The organism is Actinomadura sp. DC4 (genome assembly GCF_030406325.1).
Taxonomy (GTDB): domain Bacteria; phylum Actinomycetota; class Actinomycetes; order Streptosporangiales; family Streptosporangiaceae; genus Actinoallomurus.
Genome location: NZ_JAUEQY010000018.1, coordinates 155,034 through 173,848 on the forward strand (window position 1 = coordinate 155,034; position 18,815 = coordinate 173,848).

Sequence of the window (18,815 nt, forward strand, 5' to 3'; positions counted from 1 at the left end):
ACGCACACCCTCAGCACGGCGGCCGACGACCCGCTCAAGAAGCCGATCCTGACCGGCTCCGGCGGCGAGGACCTGCTACCGCTCATGCCAGTGGTCTCACCCTGACCTACGCCGAGCCGGGCGACCGGGTCGAACGGCCTGGCCGACACCGATGCCGGTCCGGTCGACGTGGTCGTCCACCGGCTTCAACGGCCCGGAGTTCGCCCAGCTCTACCTGGCGACCAGGCGTGCGGCGGGGCCGACTTCCGGCCAGCGCTCCTGGCGGCCGTCGGCGGGGGAGAGCCGTTACCCGGGGCGCTCCGCTTCGAGAACCTGTCCGCGGACGCCGCGCGCCCCGGCCGCCGATGTGTACGAGGAGACCACACGCCTCTACACCTCCGGCACCACCGGAGTGCCCAAGGGCGCGCCGCCGACCGGCGGCGTCCCGAACGAGCGGTGGGGGCGGCTCGTCGTGGCCGACGTCGTACGCGCTGATCCGTCCCTGACGGCGGCCGGCTGCGAGCGGCACTGCGGGGAGCACCCGATGCTCGCGGCGCGCAGGCGGCCCCGGGTCTACCGGTTCGTCGACGGCCTCCCGCTCGCCGCGACCGGTAAGGAGATCCACTATCGGGCGCGGGGTACGCCCAGGGGGGCTGTTCGGGACCGTGTCGTGAGGCGGGGCCCGCGTCCGGCCGGGGCCGGACGCGGACCGGCGTGCTCTATCCGACGTCGACGGTCAGGCGCTGCGGGTTTCCGTCGGCGGCGGCGCCCGAGACGTCCGGCTGCCCGTCGGGACAGACGTCGTCGTACGGGAAGGCGTAACCGATCGGGGTGTGGGCGTGCACGATGCGCGCCCAGTGGTTGGTGGTCGTGGCCTTGTAGTAGTCCGACTCCAGGGTGCCGTTCGGCTGGTCGGCGCTGCTCAGGATCGTGCTGCGGTTGAACGCCGCGGCGATGCGCGCGAGCAGCCCCTTCTTGCTGTCGGAGTCGGCGGGGTTGTTGGCGAACGGCCCGTCGTTGCAGGTGAAGATGTCCTTGGCGGCCGGCCGCGCGAACGTGCTTCCGTCGTCGAACGTGAGCACGCCGCCGCTGACGCGCCCGGTGCGGACACCGCGCCCGCCCTGCAGGTCGACCCTGAGGTCGGTGCCGGCGTACTTGTCCCAGACCTGTCCGACATAGCCGTCCCAGTACGAGGCGAAGGCGCCGGAGTCGCTCGCCATGTGGTCCTGCGGCGCGATGACCCGCAGGACGCCGCCGCCGTCGCGGATGACGAGCTTGTCCCAGGGCCGGCCGTCCGCCTGGCTCTGCGCGACGAGCGCGTCGGCGACGGCGTCGACCGCGCCGGCGGGGGCGGCCGCGACGGTGTGCGTGGAGTCGCCGACGAGGGCCAGCCCGATCGGCAGGGCGGTCAGCAGGTCGACGTAGGAGATGTTGGCGAAGAGCTGTGAGGTGTTGTAGGTGAACTCGGCGAACGACCACGTCCTGCCGTAGTTCGCGTCGGAGGGATTGGCGAACGCCGGCTCGACCAGCCCCGGGCCCGGGTTGACGTAGAAGTCGAGCTTGTCGTTCTTCACGAAGTAGAGGCGCGCCGCGTACATCTGCCTGAGCGTGAGGTTCGCCTCGCCGCCGGCGCCGACCGGGATCGAGCAGTCGACGGGCAGCGGGGTCTGCGGGGCGGAGGGGTTCTCCAGGTAGTACGGCGTGCTGTCGGCGCGCAGCAGCATCAGCCGGCCGGTGCCCTGCTCGCGGCCGGTGATGTAGGCGTTCACCGGGGTGGGCCCGTGGTTGGCGAGGGTGAGCCCGCACGTGGCGGGCGTGGCGGAGGCGGGCTTGCCGAGCAGGTCGTGCCCGAAGGGGACGGTGAGTGCGGCCGCTCCGGCCGCAGCGAGAAACGATCGACGGGTGACCAACGGAACTCTCCTGGCGGGGTCGGTTCGGTTGCCGTTGTCCTGACGGGAAGGTCACGAAAACGTTACGACGGTAAGGTTCCGGATCCGGCCTCTACTGTCAAGAGTCCTTCCAATAAACACATGAGACGTCCGGGCGCGGCTCCTGACGTCAGGCCCGCCCCGGACGCGAGGCCTCGATCGAGCGTTCGGGCGGCCCGCACGGTGCCCCACCCGGCGCCGGCCCGCGCAGCGGCTGACCGGCGACCGTGCGAGGCGCGGGGGTGAGAGCAGGCGCCATGGCCCGCGACGGACGCGGTTCGCATTGGCCGGGCGGGCCGGCCCGCGCGAGCGGCTCGTACCCCGCTGAGTCCCGATGCCCGGGCGGGACCACCGGCCGTGGCGGTCCGCGCACGCTCGCTCCGGCACGCCCGGGACGTGAAGGCGTGTGCGGAGGTCGTCTTCGGCGGGCGGTGGATCGGGTGCGGGCGGTCTTGACCGGGTGACGGCCGCGTGACTTACTCCTCCTAACGAAGCCAGTGGATCATGGGTCCGCGAGCGTGACGGGCCCGTGGCCGGCGTCCCCGAGGGCTTCGTCGAGGAGGGCGGGCCGGTGTCGACTCCCCACGCCTCACGCCGCCGCTCACCCGTGCCGGCCGCCGCCCGTACCCACCCGGCGAGGCGTCTCCCGCCCACCGGGTCGAAGGGATGACCATGCGCCTTTCCCCCAGCAGGACCCTGGCCGCGATCGGTGCCCTGACCGTCGGCCTGTCGCTCGCGGCGGCCGGTACCGGCGCCGCCTCGCCCCGTAGGGGCGGCTCGCCCCCCATCGCCGCGAACGCGCCGTGGACCGCGACCGTGACGTGGCTCGTCGGGCAGCTCACCGTGGACGAGAAGCTGCTGCTCGTCCACGCCGGCACCGACGCCGACCCGCACGGTGAGGCCGGCTACATCACCGGCGTGCCGCGGCTGGGCGTGCCCGACGTACGTCACGCCGACGCGCAGGGCGTCAACGTCTTCAAGGACGCCACCGCCTACCCCACCAGGCTGGGGCTGGCCGCCTCGTTCGACCGCGACGCGCTGAGCCGGTTCGGCCGCGTCGTCGGCGACGAGGGCCGCGCGCTCGACGTGGACGTGCTGTACGGGCCACAGGTCGACCTCGCGCGGCTGCCGACCTGGGGCCGCAACATGACGACGTACGGCGAGGACCCCTACCTCGCCTCCGAGCTGGTCGGCCGCGAGATCAACGGGATCCAGTCGCAGGGCCTGCTGTCGCAGGTCAAGCACTTCACGCTGTACAACGGGCAGAACCAGGCCGTGCCCTCGATCGTGGACGAGCAGACCGCGCACGAGCTGTACCTGCGGCCCAGCGAGGCAGCCGTCAAGGACGGCGGCGTCAGCTCGGCCATGTGCTCGTACGCGACCTTCCAGATCACGCCGATGGAGTCCAAGCCCGACTACGCCTGCTCCAACGGCGGCGCGCTGAACGGAGTCCTGAAGGGCCAGTGGAGATTCAAGGGCTGGGTGACCTCCGACTACGGCGCCTCGAAGGCCACGAGCGACCTGCTGGCGGGCATGGACCAGGAGTTCGTCACCTCGAACCTGACCTCCGCCAGGCTCAAGCCGCTCGTCGACCCGGCCTCCGCCACGTACGACAGGGCGTACGCGACCGCGCTCGACGCGTCGGTCGCACGGATCCTCTACCAGTACCAGCGGTTCGGGCTGCTGGACGACTCCAAATACCCCAGGCAGGCCAAGACGGGCGTCAGGCCGATCCCCAAGCCTCCCGCCGCGGTGGACAAGAAGGCCGGCATCGCCACCAGCCGTGAGCTGGCCGGGCAGGCGGCGGTCCTGCTGAAGAACGACGGTGCCCTCCCGCTCACGGGCAAGGACACCGTCGCGCTGATCGGCCCCACGGCCGGCCTCCTGCCCGCCGCCCCCGGCGGCGAGCGCGCGCGCGGCTACGGCGACCGCAACATGATCAGCCCGTACGACGCCGTGAAGCAGATCGCCGGCGGCCGGGCCACCCTCACCCCCGGCCTGGACCGCGTCGGCACGACCGTACCGGCCGCCGCCCTGACCACCGCGGACGGAAGGCCGGGCCTGACCCGTACGGAGAAGGACCCGGCGGGCACCGTGATCGGCACGAAGGTCGACGCCTCGCTGGCCGGACGGCAGTCCGACCTGACGCGCGGCAACGCCTACACCTGGGACGGCTACCTCGACGTGCCCAAGGCCGACGCGTACGACCTGTGGCTGCAGCGGCCGATCGGCACCGCCTCCGGCAACACCTCCGGGTACAACAAGGGGATCAACCCCGGTCTCGCGCAGGGGCCCGGCACCGGGGCGACCGGCACGGCGTCGCTGGTCGTCGACGGGACGGCGCAGACGCTCACCCAGCCGTCCACGATCCTGCCCAACACCTATCCGAACGGGCCGAGCGTCAACGGGCAGTACCTCGGGCTGACCAACGTCGGCACCAAGCTGCAGCTCGCCCCCGGCAAGCACCGGATCAGCATCGCCTACACGCCCGCGCCCGAGACCGCCGCCACGCCGACGTTCCGGTTCTCCTGGGCGCCCGTCCAGGCCGGGATCACCGCCGCGGCCACGGCGGCGGCAAAGGCCAGGACCGCCGTGGTCTTCGTCGACGACGCCAACACGACCACCACGGCGGGCGACGTCGGGAGCCTCGGCGCCGACCAGGACGCGCTCGTCCAGGCCGTCGCCGCCGCCAACCGCGACACGGTCGTGGTGCTGAACACCGGCGGCCCGGTCAAGCTGCCCTGGCTGAACAGCGTGAAGGGCGTCGTGGAGATGTGGTACCCGGGCCAAGAGGGCGGTACGGCGACGGCCGACGTGCTGTACGGCCGCGTGGACCCGGCCGGCAGGCTGCCCATCACGTTCCCCGCCGACGCGACCCCGTTCACGGGCCACCCCGAGCGGTCCGTCGGCGAGGGCGGCAAGATCACCTGGTCGGAGGGGCTCGAGTCGGGCTACCGGTGGTACACCGACCAGGGCGTCGCGCCGCGGTTCCCGTTCGGGTACGGCCTGTCCTATACCACGTTCGGCTACTCCGGCCTGACGGCGACCGCCGCCCGTGACGGAGGGCTGGACGTACGGCTCACCGTCCGCAACACCGGGCGCCGTACGGGCGCGGCCGTGCCGCAGGTCTACCTGGGGCCCTCGCCCGGCCTGCCCGCGAGCATCCAGCAGGTCGAGCGGAAGCTGGTGCAGTTCGACCGGGTCGAGCTACGGCCGGGCGCGGCGCGTACGGTCTCCCTCCACGTGGCCTCCCGCGAACTGGACGCGTGGTCGGTCTCCGGCGAGCGCTGGGTGCGCGGCACGGGCGGCCGGACGGTGTACGCGGGTTCCTCCGCCACCGACCTGCCGCTTACCGCCGTCGTACGGGTCCGCTGACCGCGCCCGGGAGGCCTTCCGGTCTCCCGGGCCGGGCTCGGTCAGAGGCGGTTCCACGCGTAGGTGGGCAGGCCGTGGGTGTTCGCGATCGGCCTCCAGAGCCCGACCACCAGGCGCTTGGCGGGGCCGGCCTTGCCGTTGGCCGTGATGGCGTTCCTGTAGTGCGCCGTGAGCGGTGCGATCCGGCCGCCGCAGTTCCGCGCCTGTACCTCCTGCGCCCACGCGAGGTAGGCCTGGTCGGCGTTGAGGGAGTTCTGGTACGCGGAGATCATCGACCGGCGCAGGCGGGTGCCGTTCTTCAGCTGGTCGACCGTGAGCTGCTTGGACTGGGAGAGCTCCTGCTGCCGGTCCTTGACGACCTGCTGGAACCCTGACACGCCCGTGGACACGTCGTTGCAGGTCCGCAGGCGGCCGGGCAGGTGACCGCGCGCCGTCCTGCCGGACTTCAGGATCCGGTTGACGGCGGCGGCCTGCTGCGCGGCGCCCCCGGCGGCCGGTTTCCCGCCGGGCGTCTGCGCCGTGGAGTCCGAGCCCTGCGTCAGGGCGTAGACGAGACCGCCGCCGCCGAGCACGACCACGGCCGCGATGCCGACGATCAGCAGCGGCACCTTGCGGTTCTTCTCCGTACGGTCACTCGCGCCGGGCAACGGGGAAAGGTCCCGGTCCCACTCTCCGATGTCCTGCGCGGGCGGCGGGTCCGGCCACGAGGTGCCGAGGTTCTGGGTGGCCGGGTCCCCGGCCGGGGGGCTCGACCCCCAGGCCGGTGGGTCGCCGGCCGGCGGGCGCGACCAGGGGTTGCCGAGATGCCGGGTGGAGTTGTCCGCGGCGGAGCCGGCCGCGCTCCAGCCGCCGGGCTCCTGTACGGGCGGAACGTCCGGCCACGGGGCGCCGAGCTGCTGGTTCGCGGGGTCGGGCGTGTCCGAGGGCGGCGGGCTCGACCACGTGGGGGCCTGCGCGGAGGAGTCGCCTCCGGTGGTGTTCGGCTCCCAGATGGATGGAGGCTTCTCGGGCGGGCTCGGCCACGGGGCGCGGGATGAGGAGTCCGCGCCCGCGGTGCTCGATCCCCAGGCGGGCGGGTCGCTTTCCGGCGGGCTGGACCACGTGGAGGACTGCGCGGGGGAGCCGGTTCCCGTGGTGCCCGACCCCCAGGCGGGCGGGTCGTTCTCCGGCGGCTTCGGCCAGGAGCTGTCGGGGGACTGGGCGGCGAAGTCGACCGGGTCCGGCGCGTCCAGGTCCCACCGGGACCAGGGGCGCTCATGCGACGGTGGTTCGGCCTGGTCCGGGGCGGCGGCCTCCCCTTCGAGCGGCCGGGGGCGCGGGGGCGGAGTGCCGAAGTTCTGGGGCGCGGGGCCGGGGTCGGACGGCGCGGCGTCCGCCTCCGGCGCCGTGTACCGGTCCGGCGGCACGTCCCAGGACCGTTCCGCGCTCGTACTCCAGTGCTGTTCCCCGGCCGTGGCCCAGGGCTGATCCGCGCCCGGCCGGCCACCGGGGGACTGTTCCGCGTCTCCGTCCCAGGAAGGGGCGGCGGCCGGAGGCTGTTGCGGGCTCGCCTGCCAGGGGCGCTCCCCGGTCGTGCCCGAGGGGTGTTCGTCGTCCTCGTCCCAGACGGGGATCGGGAGCGGCTCGGTCTTCGGGTTCTGCGGGCCGGCCTGCGGGCCCATCGGCGAGCCGGCGGCGAAGGGCGACTCGGGACCGGGCCGTTCTCCCGCAGACGGGAGCGGTGTACCGCACTGTGCGCAGGCGGACCGGCCTGAGGGGACGTCGTTCTCGCACGCCGGGCACTTCATGCACGGTCCTTTCTCGTCGGCCGTTCGTCATCAGACGGGGAACATTGTGCCGTCCGCCGAGAGTGAGAGCCCCACCCCCGGGTTACTGGAGGGAGTCCAGGGACGGGTGATATGGCCCGTCAGACCATGGCGTACGGTCGATACCCTCCGTCTTCCGATTATTCAAACATCGATCTACCATTCGGAACGCCATGGACACGACCTCGCCCGTACGGCAGAACCCCGCGGACCGGCTCGTCGGTGCCGACCGGGTGCTGGCGATCCTGGCCGAGCTCGCCCGCCATCCCGAAGGCATCGGGCTGGACGAGATGGCCCGGGCGGTGGCGAGCCCGAAACCGACCGTGCACCGCGCGCTGGCCTCGCTGCGCCGGGCGGGCTTCGCCGGCCAGGACGGCCGGGGCCGCTACGTCCTGGGGGAGGAGTTCCTGCGGCTGGCGTTCGCCCACCACGAGGCGCGGCCCGACCACGTACGGATCCATCCGGCGCTGCGGGCGCTGGCCGCGCGCTACGGCGAGACCGCACACTACGCCGTGCTCGACGGCGGCACGGTCGTCTACCGGTCCAAGGCCGACCCGCCGAGCGGCGCGGTCCGCCTCACCTCCACGGTCGGCGGGCGGAACCCGGCGCACTGCACGGGCGTCGGCAAGCTGCTGTTGTCCTACGCCCTGCCCGGCGACCTCGCCACCGTGCGCGCGTGGGCGGGTCTCTGGGAGCTCCGGCGCCGTACGCCCAGCACCCTGACCAGCGCCGAAGCGCTCCATGAGGAGTTGTGCTCGATCCGGGAGCGGGGTTACGCCACCGACGACCAGGAGAACGAACCCGGCATCGTCTGCGTCGCCGTCCCCGTCTTCCTCACCTCACCGACCGTGCCGTCGGGCGCGGTGAGCGTGTCCGCGCCGGCGTACCGCACGCCCCTGGCCCGGCTCGTGGAGGACGTCGCGGTGATGGGCGAACTCGTGGTGAGGGCGTACGAGGGGTGAGCATGCGCGCGTTCGTCATCACCGGGCCCGGGGCGGCCGAGGTCCTCGACGTCGCCCCGCCCGAACCCGGCGCGGGTGAGGTCGTGGTCCAGGTCGAGCGCGCCGGGGTCTGCGGTACGGACGCCGAGTTCTTCGCCGGCACGATGGCCTACCTCCACAGTGGCCAGGCCGCGTACCCGATCCGCATCGGCCACGAATGGAGCGGCGTCGTGGCCGAGACCGGTGCGGGCGTCGACCCCTCCTGGCTCGGCCGCCGCGTGACCGGCGACACGATGCTCGGCTGCGGTGCCTGCGCACGCTGCGCCGGCGGGCGCGGGTACCTCTGCGCGGACCGGCACGAGATCGGGATCCGTAGCGGCCGGCCCGGCGCGCTCGCCGAACGGCTCCCGGTGCCCGTCGGCGCCCTGCAGCCGCTCCCGGACACGGTCGACGCGGAGCTCGGCGCGCTCGTCGAACCCGGCGGGAACGCGCTGCGTGCCGTACGCGGCGCCCGGCTCTCCCCCGGCGAGCGGCTGCTCGTACTCGGCCCCGGCACGATCGGGCTCCTCGTCGCGCGGATCGCCGCCGCCCAGGGCGCCGAGGTGCACCTGCTCGGGCTGCCCGGCCCGGCGCTGGACTTCGCGCGCTCGCTCGGCCTCGGCCACGCCTGGACGGCCCGTACGCTCCCCGGCCTGCGCTTCGACGCGGTCGTCGACGCCTCCAACGCCGCCGACCTGCCCGCGCTCGCGCTCGACCTCGTCGAGCCGGGCGGCCGCGTCGTCTACATCGGTCTCGCCGGCGAGCCGAGCCTCGTGGACACCCGTACGCTCGCGCTGAAGGACGTGACCGCCGTCGGCGTCCTCAGCGCCTCGGGCGCGCTGGCCGGCACCGTCGAGATGTACGCCTCGGGGGCGGTCGACCCGCGCCCGCTCGTCGCCGCCACCGTCGGGCTGGAGGGCGCGGCCGCCGTCCTCGCCGGGGAGCGGCGCCCCGAGTGGGGCCACGCCCCGAAGATCCACATCGATCCGCGCCGCTGACCCGAGGAGGAACCGATGCGCGCACTGGTGTTCCACGGACCGTGGGACCTGACCGTCGAGGACCGGCCCGAGCCGGAGCCCGGCCCCGGCGACGTCCTCCTCGACATCCTCACGACCGGCATCTGCGGCTCGGACCTGCACGGCTACACCGGCGCGACCGGCCGGCGGCACCCCGGCCAGGTCATGGGCCACGAGACCGTCGCCCGCGTGCTGGAGGACCGTACGGGGACCCATCCCGCAGGCGGCCTCCTCACCGTCAACCCGGTACTCGGATGCCGGCGGTGCCCGGCCTGCGACGCCGGAACCCCGCAGCGGTGCCCGGACCGGCGCGTCATCGGCGTCCAGCCGGAGATCAGCGCGGCGTTCGCCGAGCGGATGGTGGCCCCGGCGCACAACGTCGTACCGCTCCCGCCCGGCACGCCGCCGGACGTCGGCAGCCTCGTCGAGCCGCTGGCCGTCGGCTACCATGCGGTCCAGCGCGCCGGCCTGACCGCCGGGGACACCGTCCTGGTCATCGGCGGCGGCCCGATCGGCCAGGCCGCGGCCCTGGCCGCCCGCCGCCTGGGCGCCGCCGCCATCACGATCCTGGAGCTGGACGCCACACGCCGCGCGCTCGCCGCCCGGCTGGGATTCACGGCCGCCGCCCCGGCGGACCGTACGCCCCTTGCGACCGTGGTCGTGGACGCCGCAGGCACGTCGGCGTCGCTGGAGAGCGCCCTCGGCCGCGCGGCGCAGGGCGCCCGGATCGTCCTCGTCGGCATGGGCGCCCCCCGCGTCGAAATGTCCGCGTACGCGATCAGCACGGAGGAGCGCAGCCTGCTCGGCAGCTTCTCCTACGACGAGGCGGCCTTCCGCGACACCGCCGCCTGGGCGGCCGGACACGCCGCCGAACTCGAGACGCTGGTCGACGCCCGCGTCGGCCTCGCCGAGGCACCCGCGACCTTCCGGGCGCTCGCCGACCAGACCCTGAAGGCGGCCAAGGTGCTCGTCTCCCTTTCCTGAAAGGCCTTTATAGGCGGTATCCGACGCCCGTAACCGTGGCGATCACTGGAGGGTCGCCGAGTTTCCTTCTCAGGGTGGCCATGGCCACGCGTACGATATTGCTGAATGGGTCGATGTTGTCGTCCCAGGCCTTGTCCAGCAAATGCTCGGCGCTGACCACGCCGCCGTCCGCCCGCAGGAGTTCTTCCAAGACGGTGAACTCCTTTTTGGTCAGGGCTATCGGCCGGCCGTCGCGTGTCACCGTACGGCCGCCCGGGTCGAGCCGGACGCCCGACCGCTCCAGCACGGGCGGGACCGGCGGCGCCGTACGGCGGCCCAGGGCGCGGACCCGGGCCACCAGCTCGTCGAAGACGAACGGCTTGGCCAGGTAGTCGTCGGCGCCGAGGGACAGGCCGTCGACCTTCTGGGACACCTCGTGCGCCGCCGTGAGCATGAGGATGCGGCTCAGGGAGCGGCTCGCCACGAGTTCGCGGCAGACGTCGTCGCCGTGGACCTCGGGCAGGTCGCGGTCGAGGACGATCACGTCGTAGTCGGTGTAGCCCGCACGGTAGAGCGCGTCCGCGCCGTCGTACACGACGTCGACGGCCATGGCCTCCTCGCGCAGCCCGTCCGCGATGGTGTCCGCGAGGATCTCCTCGTCCTCGACGACGAGCACGCGCATGAGGCCCCCTCCGTCCGGCTCTCTCCATATTAGGGCCGGCAATGGCAGGTGGCGGCTAATGCGGTTTTAATCCCCGGGACGGTGGAGTGGGTCCTGCCGGGGGCACGGTGCCCGCGGCATGGAGGTCACCATGAGAAATCGCGGAATGGCGCTGATCGTCGTATTTCCCGCCCTATTGGGCCTTGTCGCGTGCGGAGGCAAGAAGGACGGCGACGGCGTGGCGAGCGCGGGCGGCTCGGCGTCGGCCTCGGCGAGCGCGACGGCCGACGCGACGGACGCCCAGCTCAAGTTCGCCCAGTGCATGCGGGAGAACGGCGTCAACGTCCCCGACCCCTCCTCCGGCAAGGGCGTACGTCTCCAGGACACCGGCGCCGACCCGGCCAAGGTCGAGGCGGCGACCAAGAAGTGCCAGCCGCTCCTGCAAGGAGGCGGGCAGATCGCGCCCCCGAACGACCCGAAGGCCCAGGACCAGATGCTCAAGTTCGCCCAGTGCATGCGCGAGCACGGCGTGAAGATCAAGGACCCGAAGCCCGGCTCGGGCGGCGGCATGCTGCAGGGCGGGGAGGGCGGCTCGCCGGAGAAGCTCCAGGCGGCGCAGAAGGCGTGTCAGAGCCTCCTCCCCGGCGGCGGCCCGAAGTGAGCGCGACGAGCGACTTCCAGGAGACGGATACCCGGCCCGCCGACGAGGTGGGCGGTAAGCGCGGCAGGCGCGGGTACGTCGTGGCGGCGGGTGTGCTCGCCGTCGCCGTCGGCGGCGGCACGACGGTCTTCCTGGTGTTCCAGGGCGGTGACTCCAAAGCGTCCGCGCAGCGGAACGCGCTGCCCGCCGCGACCGCCTCGATCGCCCGCGGGGACGTCGTCGACACCGAGTCGGTCGACGGGAAGCTGACCTACTCCGGCGAGCGGTCCCTGTCGACCGGCGCCTCCGGCGTCGTCACCTGGGCGCCGGAGGAGGGCGCCACGATCCGGCGCGGCAAGTCGCTGATCAAGGTCGGGGACAAGCCCGTCGCGCTCATGTACGGGTCCCTGCCGCTCTACCGGACGCTGAGTGAGGGCGTCGGCGACGGCCGTGACGTGAAGCAGCTCGAGAAGAATCTCAAGGCCCTCGGTTACGGCGACGGCATGACCGTCGACGACGAGTTCACGGACGTGACCGCCGAGGCGGTCGAGGACTGGCAGGACGACATGGGCCTGTCCGAGACGGGCAGCGTCGACGCGAGCCAGGTGGTCTTCGAGCCCGGAGCCGTACGGGTCAACGAGGTGAAGGCCGAGGTCGGCGACCGGCTCGGCGCGGGGCGTCCGGCGCTGACGGTGACCGGTACCGAACGCGTCGTGCACGTGGACCTGGACGCCACCAAGCAGCGGCTGGCCGAGAAGGGCGCCGCGGCCACCGTCGAGATGCCCGACGGCGAACAGGTCCAGGGACGTATCGAGAAGGTCGGCACGGTCGCGAAGGCGAGCGGGTCGGCTGACCAGAACAACGACAAGTCCACCATCGACGTGGACATCAGCATCCCCGCCGAGGGCGCCGGCGGTCTCGACCAGGCGCCCGTGACGGTCGACCTGCGACGCGATCGCAGCAAGAACGTGCTGTCGGTACCGGTCGAGGCGCTGCTCGCACTCCGCGAGGGCGGCTTCGGCGTCGAGGTCGTCGAGGGCGGCACCAGCCGGATCGTGGCGGTACGGACGGGCACGTTCGGCGCCGGGCGCGTGGAGATCACGGGCGCCGGCCTGCGCGAGGGCATGAAGGTCGGGGTGGCCGGCTCATGAGCATCGTCGAGCTCTCCGGCGTGACCAAGATCTACCCGGGGAACGTCAAGGCGCTGCGCGGGGTCGACCTCGTGATCGAACCGGGGGAGCTCACCGCCATCGTCGGGCCGTCCGGATCGGGCAAGAGCACCCTGCTGCACCTGATCGGCACGCTCGACCTGCCGTCGGCGGGGACCGTGAAGATCGCCGGGTACGACGTCGGGAGGCTGTCGGACCGGGAGCTGTCCGCGCTGCGGGCCCGGCATCTCGGCTTCGTCTTCCAGCAGTTCCACCTCGCCGACGGCGTCACCGCACTCGACAACGTCGCCGACGGGCTGCTGTACGGCGGGCTGCCGCTCCAGCAGCGGCGGGAACGAGCGCGCGCCGCCCTCGACCGCGTCGGCCTGGGCCACCGCGTAGGGCACCGGCCGAACCAGCTCTCCGGCGGCGAGCAGCAGCGGGTCGCCGTCGCGCGGGCCGTGGTCGGCGAACCCGACCTGCTGCTCGCCGACGAGCCGACCGGCAACCTCGACTCCGCGGCCGGTGCGGACGTGCTCGGTGTGCTACGCGACCTGCACGAGGCCGGGACCACGATCGCCGTCATCACGCACGACTTGGAGGTGGCGGGGTGGGCGCCCCGGCGGGTGCGGGTGCGAGACGGCCGGATCGTCGATGACGACGACGGCTTGGCCGGTGCTTCGGCGGCGAAGGGGGAGCGTGGTGAGTAGCCTCTACGACGGCCGGCGGCTGTCCCCGGCGCGGCTCGGCCCGCGAGACGTCTTCCGCGTCGGCCTCTCCGGGCTCCGCGCCCGCCCGACCCGGGTCGTCCTGTCCGCCCTGGGCATCGCGATCGGCATCGCCACGATGGTCGCCGTCATCGGTATCTCCTCCTCCAGCAAGGAGCGCCTGCTGAGCCAGCTCGACACGCTCGGCACCAACCTGCTGACCGTGGAGCCCGGCCAGACGCTCTTCGGCACGGACGCCAAGCTCCCCGAGACGTCGGTGGCCATGGCCCGGCGCATCGGCTCGGTGACGACGGCCTCCGCGGTCGGAAAGGCCGACACCTCCGTACGGCGCACCGACCTGATCCCCGTGGAGGACACCAGCGGGATCGCGGTCCAGGCCGCCACCGGTGAGCTGCTCACGACGCTGGACGGGACGGTACGGACCGGGAGCTGGCTGAGCGCGGCCACCGAGCGCTACCCGGCGGTGGTGCTGGGCTGGGAGAGCGCGCGCAGGCTCGGGGTGACCCGCGTCGGCGCGCAGGTGTGGATCTCGGACCGGTGGTTCACCGTGGTCGGGATCCTGAACTCCCTGCCCCTGGCCCCGGAGATCGACCGCTCGGCGCTGGTCGGCTGGGACGCGGCCACCCGGTACCTCGGCTTCGACGGCCACCCCACGACGCTCTACGAGCGGTCCAAGGATGAGGCGGTGGAGGCCGTACGCGACGTGCTGCCCCGTACGGTCAGCCCGGAGAACCCCGAAGAGGTGAAGGTGAGCCGTCCTTCCGACGCCCTCGCGGCGAAGGCCGCGGCCGCCGGGGCGTTCACCAACCTGCTGCTCGGCCTGGGCGCCGTGGCGCTGCTCGTGGGCGGCGTCGGCGTCGCCAACACGATGGTGATCTCGGTCCTCGAACGGCGCCGCGAGATCGGCCTGCGGCGCTCGCTGGGGGCGACGCGGGGGCAGGTACGCACGCAGTTCCTGTCCGAGTCGCTGCTGCTGTCGGCGCTGGGCGGCGTCGCCGGGGCCCTGCTGGGGTCGCTGTTCACGGTCGCCTTCGCGGCGTACCGCGGCTGGCCTCCGGTCGTACCGTCGTGGGCACTGGCCGGCGGCGTGGCCGCGACCTTGGTCATCGGCACGATCGCGGGCATCTACCCGGCCATGCGCGCCGCCCGACTGTCCCCCACCGTGGCCCTGACGACCACCTGACGCCGAGCGCCCGTCCGGAACCCCGTGGCCTCGGGGCCAGGGGGTCGCCGGCGGCCGGGCGACCGATGCCGCCGCCGTCCGGCGGCGACGCACGCGGCCGGCCGGCTTGTCGGCGGGTGTGGCACGGCCTGGCGGGGTGCGCGGCACGCGGATCGGGTGGCCGGCTTGGAGGCGCGCGGCTCGGGCCCGGTGGTGCGAGCTGGTCGTCCGGATCGACCACCTGGGCGCACCTTGCCTGCGGGCCGGGCCCGGCGTCCGCGCGGCGCAGGTTCACCAGCGGGATCCGCGCGAGACCGGGACCGAGGCCGACCGGCCGGCGGCGTGATGCCGTGGGCCGCCCATCCGGTCCGCCGGCTCGACTAGAGGCGTGGTGCCTCGCTGTCGGCGCGTGGCTTCGCAGGCCGCTTCTCCGCCATAGCGCGACCGGCACCGCCGGGCTCGCGCTTCTCGCAGGCGCCGGACTCGCCGCCGCTCATACTCGACCACCCACTCACACATCGGCCACCTACACGTTGGGCCTCGTTGGGCCTCGTTGGGCGCGGTCAGCGTCCGCGCCCGGTCCGCGCCGGGGCGGCGCGGCGCTCTCCGCCAGGGCCACCCGCACGGCCCGGAGACGCTGCGCTCAGACGAAAGGCCCGACCCTAGGCGGGCAGTCCACCCAGCATCGACTGCCCACACGCTGGGTGCCTTCAGCGCCCGCGCCCGGCCCGCCTCAAAGGGCGTCGCGGCGCCTCCATCGAGGCCACCCGTACGGCCCGGGGACGGCCGAAAGGCCCCGACCCCGGGCGGCGGTCCATCCAGCACCGCTGGGAACACCGGTCACAGATCCGGACGCGTCCCGCCGGCGGGACAGGGCGGTCGCCCCGGGGGGTGTCCCGCCGGCGGGACACCCCTTACCCGGTTCGCTGGAGGGCCTGCGCGGGGCGTAGGCGGGCCGCGCGCCAGCCGCCGAAGGAGCCCGCGATCAGGCCTCCGGCCACCGCCAGGGCCACCGCCAGGGCGATCGTCGTCAAGGTCACCGGGGCGGTCAGGTGGACGGCGATCGTGTGGGTGCTGCCCGGGGCGATCTGGCGGTGCATGCCCGTCTCGTTGATCGAGACGTTCTGCGGCGGCGTCGAGCCCGGGTTCGTGGCGACCGTGGCCGACAGGTCCGGTGCCAGGGCCCGTACGAGGGCCGCGCCCGCGAACCCGATCCCGACACCCAGAGCCGCGCCGATGAAACCGGTGACCACGGCCTCGGCCATCAACTGTGCCACGATCCGCCTGCTGCGCCAGCCCATCGCCTTGAGTGTGCCGAACTCCCGTACGCGGCGGGTGACGGCGGCCACGGTCAGCAGGCTGGCCACCGCGAACGCCGCGGCCAGCGAGGCGATCGCCAGCCACCTCCCGAGCTCCTTCGCGAGCCGGGCGGCGCTCGACAGGGAGCCGCTCACCGCGTCGGCCAGGCTCGCCGACGACGTCACGGTCGCCGCCGGCAGCAGCGCCGCGATCTCCTTGCGCACCGTCCCGATGGAGGAGGCGTCGGAGGCCTTCACATAGACGGCGTCGACGTGGCCGTTCAGGTTCGGCAGCCCCTGGAACGCCGCCAGGGCCTGGGCGCGCGCCAGCGGGACGTACACGTCGGCGGCGCCGCCGCCCTGCGGCTGACGGCAGATACCGATGACCGTGAAGCGCTTCTTGCTGATGACGACGGCCGATCCGACGCCGATGTGCTCGGCCGCCGCGTAGCCCGCGTCCACCACCGCGACGTCCGACGCGGCGTCCGACGCGGCGAAGGTGCGCCCCGAGCCGATCGCGGCGGAGGCGTACGGGCCGAGCCCGGTGTGGCCCAGGTCGACGCCGTCGACGGTCGAGGTGGTCGGGATGGCGCTCGCGGGCGGTTTGCCGTCCGGCCCCAGCTCCTTGAGCGAGGGGACGACCAGCTTGGTGTTCATCAGGGTCAGGCCTCCCGCCGCGGACTCCACGCCGTCCAGGCGCGCCACCTGGGCGGCCGACGACGCGTCCAGCACGCCGAGGCCCGGAGGGAGCCCGAGGAGGTCCTGGCTCCGGCTCACGGCGCCGGGGGTGAAGGCGTACTTGGCGGCGTCCGGGGTGCCGAGTTTGGGCGGCTTGGGCGGTGCCACGGTCACGGTGACGTCCGTGCCGATCCCGTACAGCGCGTGCAGCACCTTCTCCTGGGCCCTCTGCACACCGCCGGACGCGGCGACGACGCTGATGACCAGGCCGATGCCGACGGCCGGCCCCAGCGAGATGACGATCGCCTGGCGCATCCGCCGTACCAGCTCGTGCCGCAGGAACGTCAGGAAGAACACGTGGGCACCTCTCCGCCGGCCGGGACGGTCACGATCCGCCGCCCGGGACCGACGCCTTCCCGGAGTCGACCCACGCGGGCGGGGCGAGTGACTTGCAGGGCCCGTCCAGCGCGTCGCGGAACCTGGCGGAGCCCGGGTCGATGCCGCTGGAGGGGCCGAGCTGGCCGGCGCGGCCGTTCGGGTCGGGGAACTTCGGTATGCCGTGGGCGCGCATGCATTTCGCGAACGCGACCGTGTACGTGCCCACGGAGCCGCCCTGGCCACCGCCGCCGGAGGAGTTTCCGCCGCCGCCCTTGCCCGCCGTCGTCCCGCCGCTGTGCGAGGAGGACGAGCCGGCGCCATTGGGCGTACGGCTCGCGGCGACGGAAGGAGGGCTCGCGCTGGGCGGGTCCGCGGCGTCGGAAGTGCCGGAACAGGCGGAGGCCGCCAGGAGGATTCCCGCGAACGGCGCCGCGGTCAGGCAGGCCCGCCATAACGCGGTTCGGCGCAGGGGGGGCCTCGATATCTTCTGCATCGCTTCGTCCTTCGAATTCGGTGGTTTCCCCGTCGAGGACAAAGCTATGGAAGCGGCGATACCAGCGCGGTAACGGCCCATGGGGATGGGCATTTACGAAGAAAGAGACTGGTCCCGAACATACGTATGGCCCGGTTCCGTGGAACCGGGCCATACGCGACGACAGAGAAGGCTCAGTGAAGATCGCCGAGCCTTACCGCGCCGGCCATGATCTCGAAACCGGCGTCGTTCAGGTGCAGATGGTCACCCGCGTCGTAGACGGCGAGGATCCGCTGCGGATCGGCCGGATCCCGTACGGCCTTGTCGAAGTCGGCGACGGCGTCGAACCGGTGGCCGGTCCTGATCCAGGCGTTCACGGTCGCGCGGATCTGCTCGGTGTCCGCCGAGGAGAAACCGGAACCGCCGATCGGGGTCAGCGTCCCGCCGATCACGCGTACGCCGCGGGCGTGGGCGGCGGAGATGAGCCGCCTGTACGCGCCGATGATGTCCGACGCGGTGACCGACCGGCTCGGCAGGCCACAGGGGGTCGCGGGCAGCGCGGCGAAGCCGAAGTCGTTCATGCCCTCCTGCACGATCACGGCGTCCACGCCGGTCTGGCGCAGGGCGTCGTCGCGCAGCCGCGTAAGACCGGCGGCGCCGAAGCAGGGCGAGTCGGACAGGATCCGGTTGCCGTTGACCCCCGCGTTGAGCACCCCGGTCGCGCGGCCCGTCTGCTGCAGCCGGCGCGCGAGGGCGTCGGGCCAGCGGGTGTTGGCGTTCGGGCTGGACAGGAACCCGTCGGTCGCGTCATCGCCGAACGTCACGACCGAACGCGCGTCCCTGGCGGTCGTCCGCACGTCCACTCCGGACAGGAAGAACCAGTGGCCGAACGACTGGGCGAACGCCTCGCCGCCGGTCGCCGAGGAGAAGTCGCCGGGGCCGGAGACGTAGTTGACCTGGTCGGAGAAGCTGTGGTTCGTGGCCGGCCCGGTGGCCTCGGGAAGGGCGATGCTGACGCTCAGGTTCGTCAGCGGCGCCACCCGCAGCGGGATCGGGTCGCTCACCGCCTCCGATCCGGCGGGGACGCGGGCGCCGTGCCGCCCGTGAAAGGTGACCGGGACCGGGGCGGCGGTCAGTTCGGCGTCGGTCTTCTGGACGCCCACCGTCGCGTTGCCGAGCACCAGGGTCTGCGTGCCGTACGCATTGGAGACGTGGATGCGTAAGTCCGTTCCGCCGACGCTCGTATGGACGATCTGGCGGAGGGTCTGACCGGTGAATCCCCTCAGGTCCGGGTTGCCCGGGCTGCCCAGGCCGGCCGGTCTCGGCTGCTGCGGGCTGGCCGCCCAGGTGCCCACCCACTTTCCGGGCCGGCCCCGCTGATGCGCCGACGCGCCGGCCGGGCCGGCGAAAATCATGACCGACGCCAGTGCGAACAACGGCACCGTAATACCGGCGACGTTACGACGTGAAACATGCGACATGTGCTCCCCCTGTCCATAACGATCAACTCATCAATTTCTTGCTCGACCGGAGCACGCCAAGTACTGTCGCACCGGGAGCGCTGCCGACGATAGATCAGACGGCCGACGATTACCACAATGCCG

At 73.2% G+C, this 18,815-nt stretch carries 14 protein-coding genes; 8 read left to right on the forward strand and 6 right to left on the reverse strand.

The annotated features are described in order from the left end of the window. Window positions 1–698: 698 nt before the first annotated feature. Window positions 699–1,889 (reverse strand): beta-1,3-glucanase family protein, encoded by a 1,191-nt coding sequence (locus tag QWU11_RS27985; RefSeq protein WP_290117422.1) that lies wholly within the window; start codon window positions 1,887–1,889, stop codon window positions 699–701. Between the two features lie 690 nt (window positions 1,890–2,579). Here QWU11_RS27985 and QWU11_RS27990 point away from each other — a divergent pair. Further along, on the forward strand, window positions 2,580–5,282 hold the full coding sequence (locus QWU11_RS27990; protein WP_290117423.1) for a glycoside hydrolase family 3 C-terminal domain-containing protein: 2,703 nt from the start codon (window positions 2,580–2,582) through the stop codon (window positions 5,280–5,282). A 41-nt stretch (window positions 5,283–5,323) separates the two neighbouring features. On the opposite strand, the gene QWU11_RS27995 is transcribed toward QWU11_RS27990, so the two are convergent. Next, entirely contained in the window at window positions 5,324–7,069 is a 1,746-nt protein-coding gene (locus QWU11_RS27995) for a hypothetical protein (protein ID WP_290117424.1), read from the reverse strand. Window positions 7,070–7,260: 191 nt separating this feature from the next. Between QWU11_RS27995 and QWU11_RS28000 the strand changes: the two genes are divergently transcribed. From QWU11_RS28000 to QWU11_RS28010, 3 genes are read left to right on the forward strand one after another with little or no spacing between them, the layout of a single operon-like run. Then, a complete protein-coding gene (locus QWU11_RS28000; protein ID WP_290117425.1) occupies window positions 7,261–8,049 on the forward strand; it encodes an IclR family transcriptional regulator in 789 nt (262 codons plus the stop codon). 2 nt (window positions 8,050–8,051) lie between these two features. Beyond that, window positions 8,052–9,065, forward strand: a complete 1,014-nt coding sequence (locus QWU11_RS28005; RefSeq protein ID WP_290117426.1) for an alcohol dehydrogenase catalytic domain-containing protein — start codon at window positions 8,052–8,054, stop codon at window positions 9,063–9,065. Window positions 9,066–9,080: 15 nt separating this feature from the next. Continuing rightward, entirely contained in the window at window positions 9,081–10,067 is a 987-nt protein-coding gene (locus tag QWU11_RS28010) for an alcohol dehydrogenase catalytic domain-containing protein (protein WP_290117427.1), read from the forward strand. A gap of 7 nt (window positions 10,068–10,074) precedes the next feature. On the opposite strand, the gene QWU11_RS28015 is transcribed toward QWU11_RS28010, so the two are convergent. Next, complete coding sequence (locus tag QWU11_RS28015; protein ID WP_290117428.1) at window positions 10,075–10,728, reverse strand: response regulator transcription factor; 654 nt, start codon at window positions 10,726–10,728, stop codon at window positions 10,075–10,077. 130 nt (window positions 10,729–10,858) lie between these two features. Here QWU11_RS28015 and QWU11_RS28020 point away from each other — a divergent pair, with 130 nt between their 5' ends. From QWU11_RS28020 to QWU11_RS28035, 4 genes are read left to right on the forward strand one after another with little or no spacing between them, the layout of a single operon-like run. Then, window positions 10,859–11,368: a hypothetical protein gene (locus QWU11_RS28020; protein WP_290117429.1), complete on the forward strand. Its 510-nt coding sequence runs from the start codon at window positions 10,859–10,861 to the stop codon at window positions 11,366–11,368. Next, window positions 11,365–12,498 carry a peptidoglycan-binding protein gene (locus tag QWU11_RS28025; protein ID WP_290117430.1) on the forward strand — a complete coding sequence of 378 codons (1,134 nt, stop codon included), beginning with the start codon at window positions 11,365–11,367 and terminating at the stop codon, window positions 12,496–12,498. The genes QWU11_RS28020 and QWU11_RS28025 overlap by 4 nt, the downstream gene beginning before the upstream one ends. Continuing rightward, complete coding sequence (locus tag QWU11_RS28030) at window positions 12,495–13,205, forward strand: ABC transporter ATP-binding protein (RefSeq protein WP_290117431.1); 711 nt, start codon at window positions 12,495–12,497, stop codon at window positions 13,203–13,205. The genes QWU11_RS28025 and QWU11_RS28030 overlap by 4 nt, the downstream gene beginning before the upstream one ends. After that, complete coding sequence (locus tag QWU11_RS28035) at window positions 13,198–14,406, forward strand: ABC transporter permease (protein WP_290117432.1); 1,209 nt, start codon at window positions 13,198–13,200, stop codon at window positions 14,404–14,406. The genes QWU11_RS28030 and QWU11_RS28035 overlap by 8 nt, the downstream gene beginning before the upstream one ends. Before the next feature lie 893 nt (window positions 14,407–15,299). Here the strand turns inward: QWU11_RS28035 and QWU11_RS28040 are convergent. The 3 genes from QWU11_RS28040 to QWU11_RS28050 form a co-directional block, all read right to left on the reverse strand. After that, window positions 15,300–16,718: an ABC transporter permease gene (locus tag QWU11_RS28040; protein ID WP_290117433.1), complete on the reverse strand. Its 1,419-nt coding sequence runs from the start codon at window positions 16,716–16,718 to the stop codon at window positions 15,300–15,302. A 28-nt stretch (window positions 16,719–16,746) separates the two neighbouring features. Then, window positions 16,747–17,232 (reverse strand): hypothetical protein, encoded by a 486-nt coding sequence (locus tag QWU11_RS28045; RefSeq protein ID WP_290117434.1) that lies wholly within the window; start codon window positions 17,230–17,232, stop codon window positions 16,747–16,749. Between the two features lie 173 nt (window positions 17,233–17,405). Then, window positions 17,406–18,647 carry an SGNH/GDSL hydrolase family protein gene (locus QWU11_RS28050; RefSeq protein WP_290117435.1) on the reverse strand — a complete coding sequence of 414 codons (1,242 nt, stop codon included), beginning with the start codon at window positions 18,645–18,647 and terminating at the stop codon, window positions 17,406–17,408. Between the last annotated feature and the right edge of the window lie 168 nt (window positions 18,648–18,815).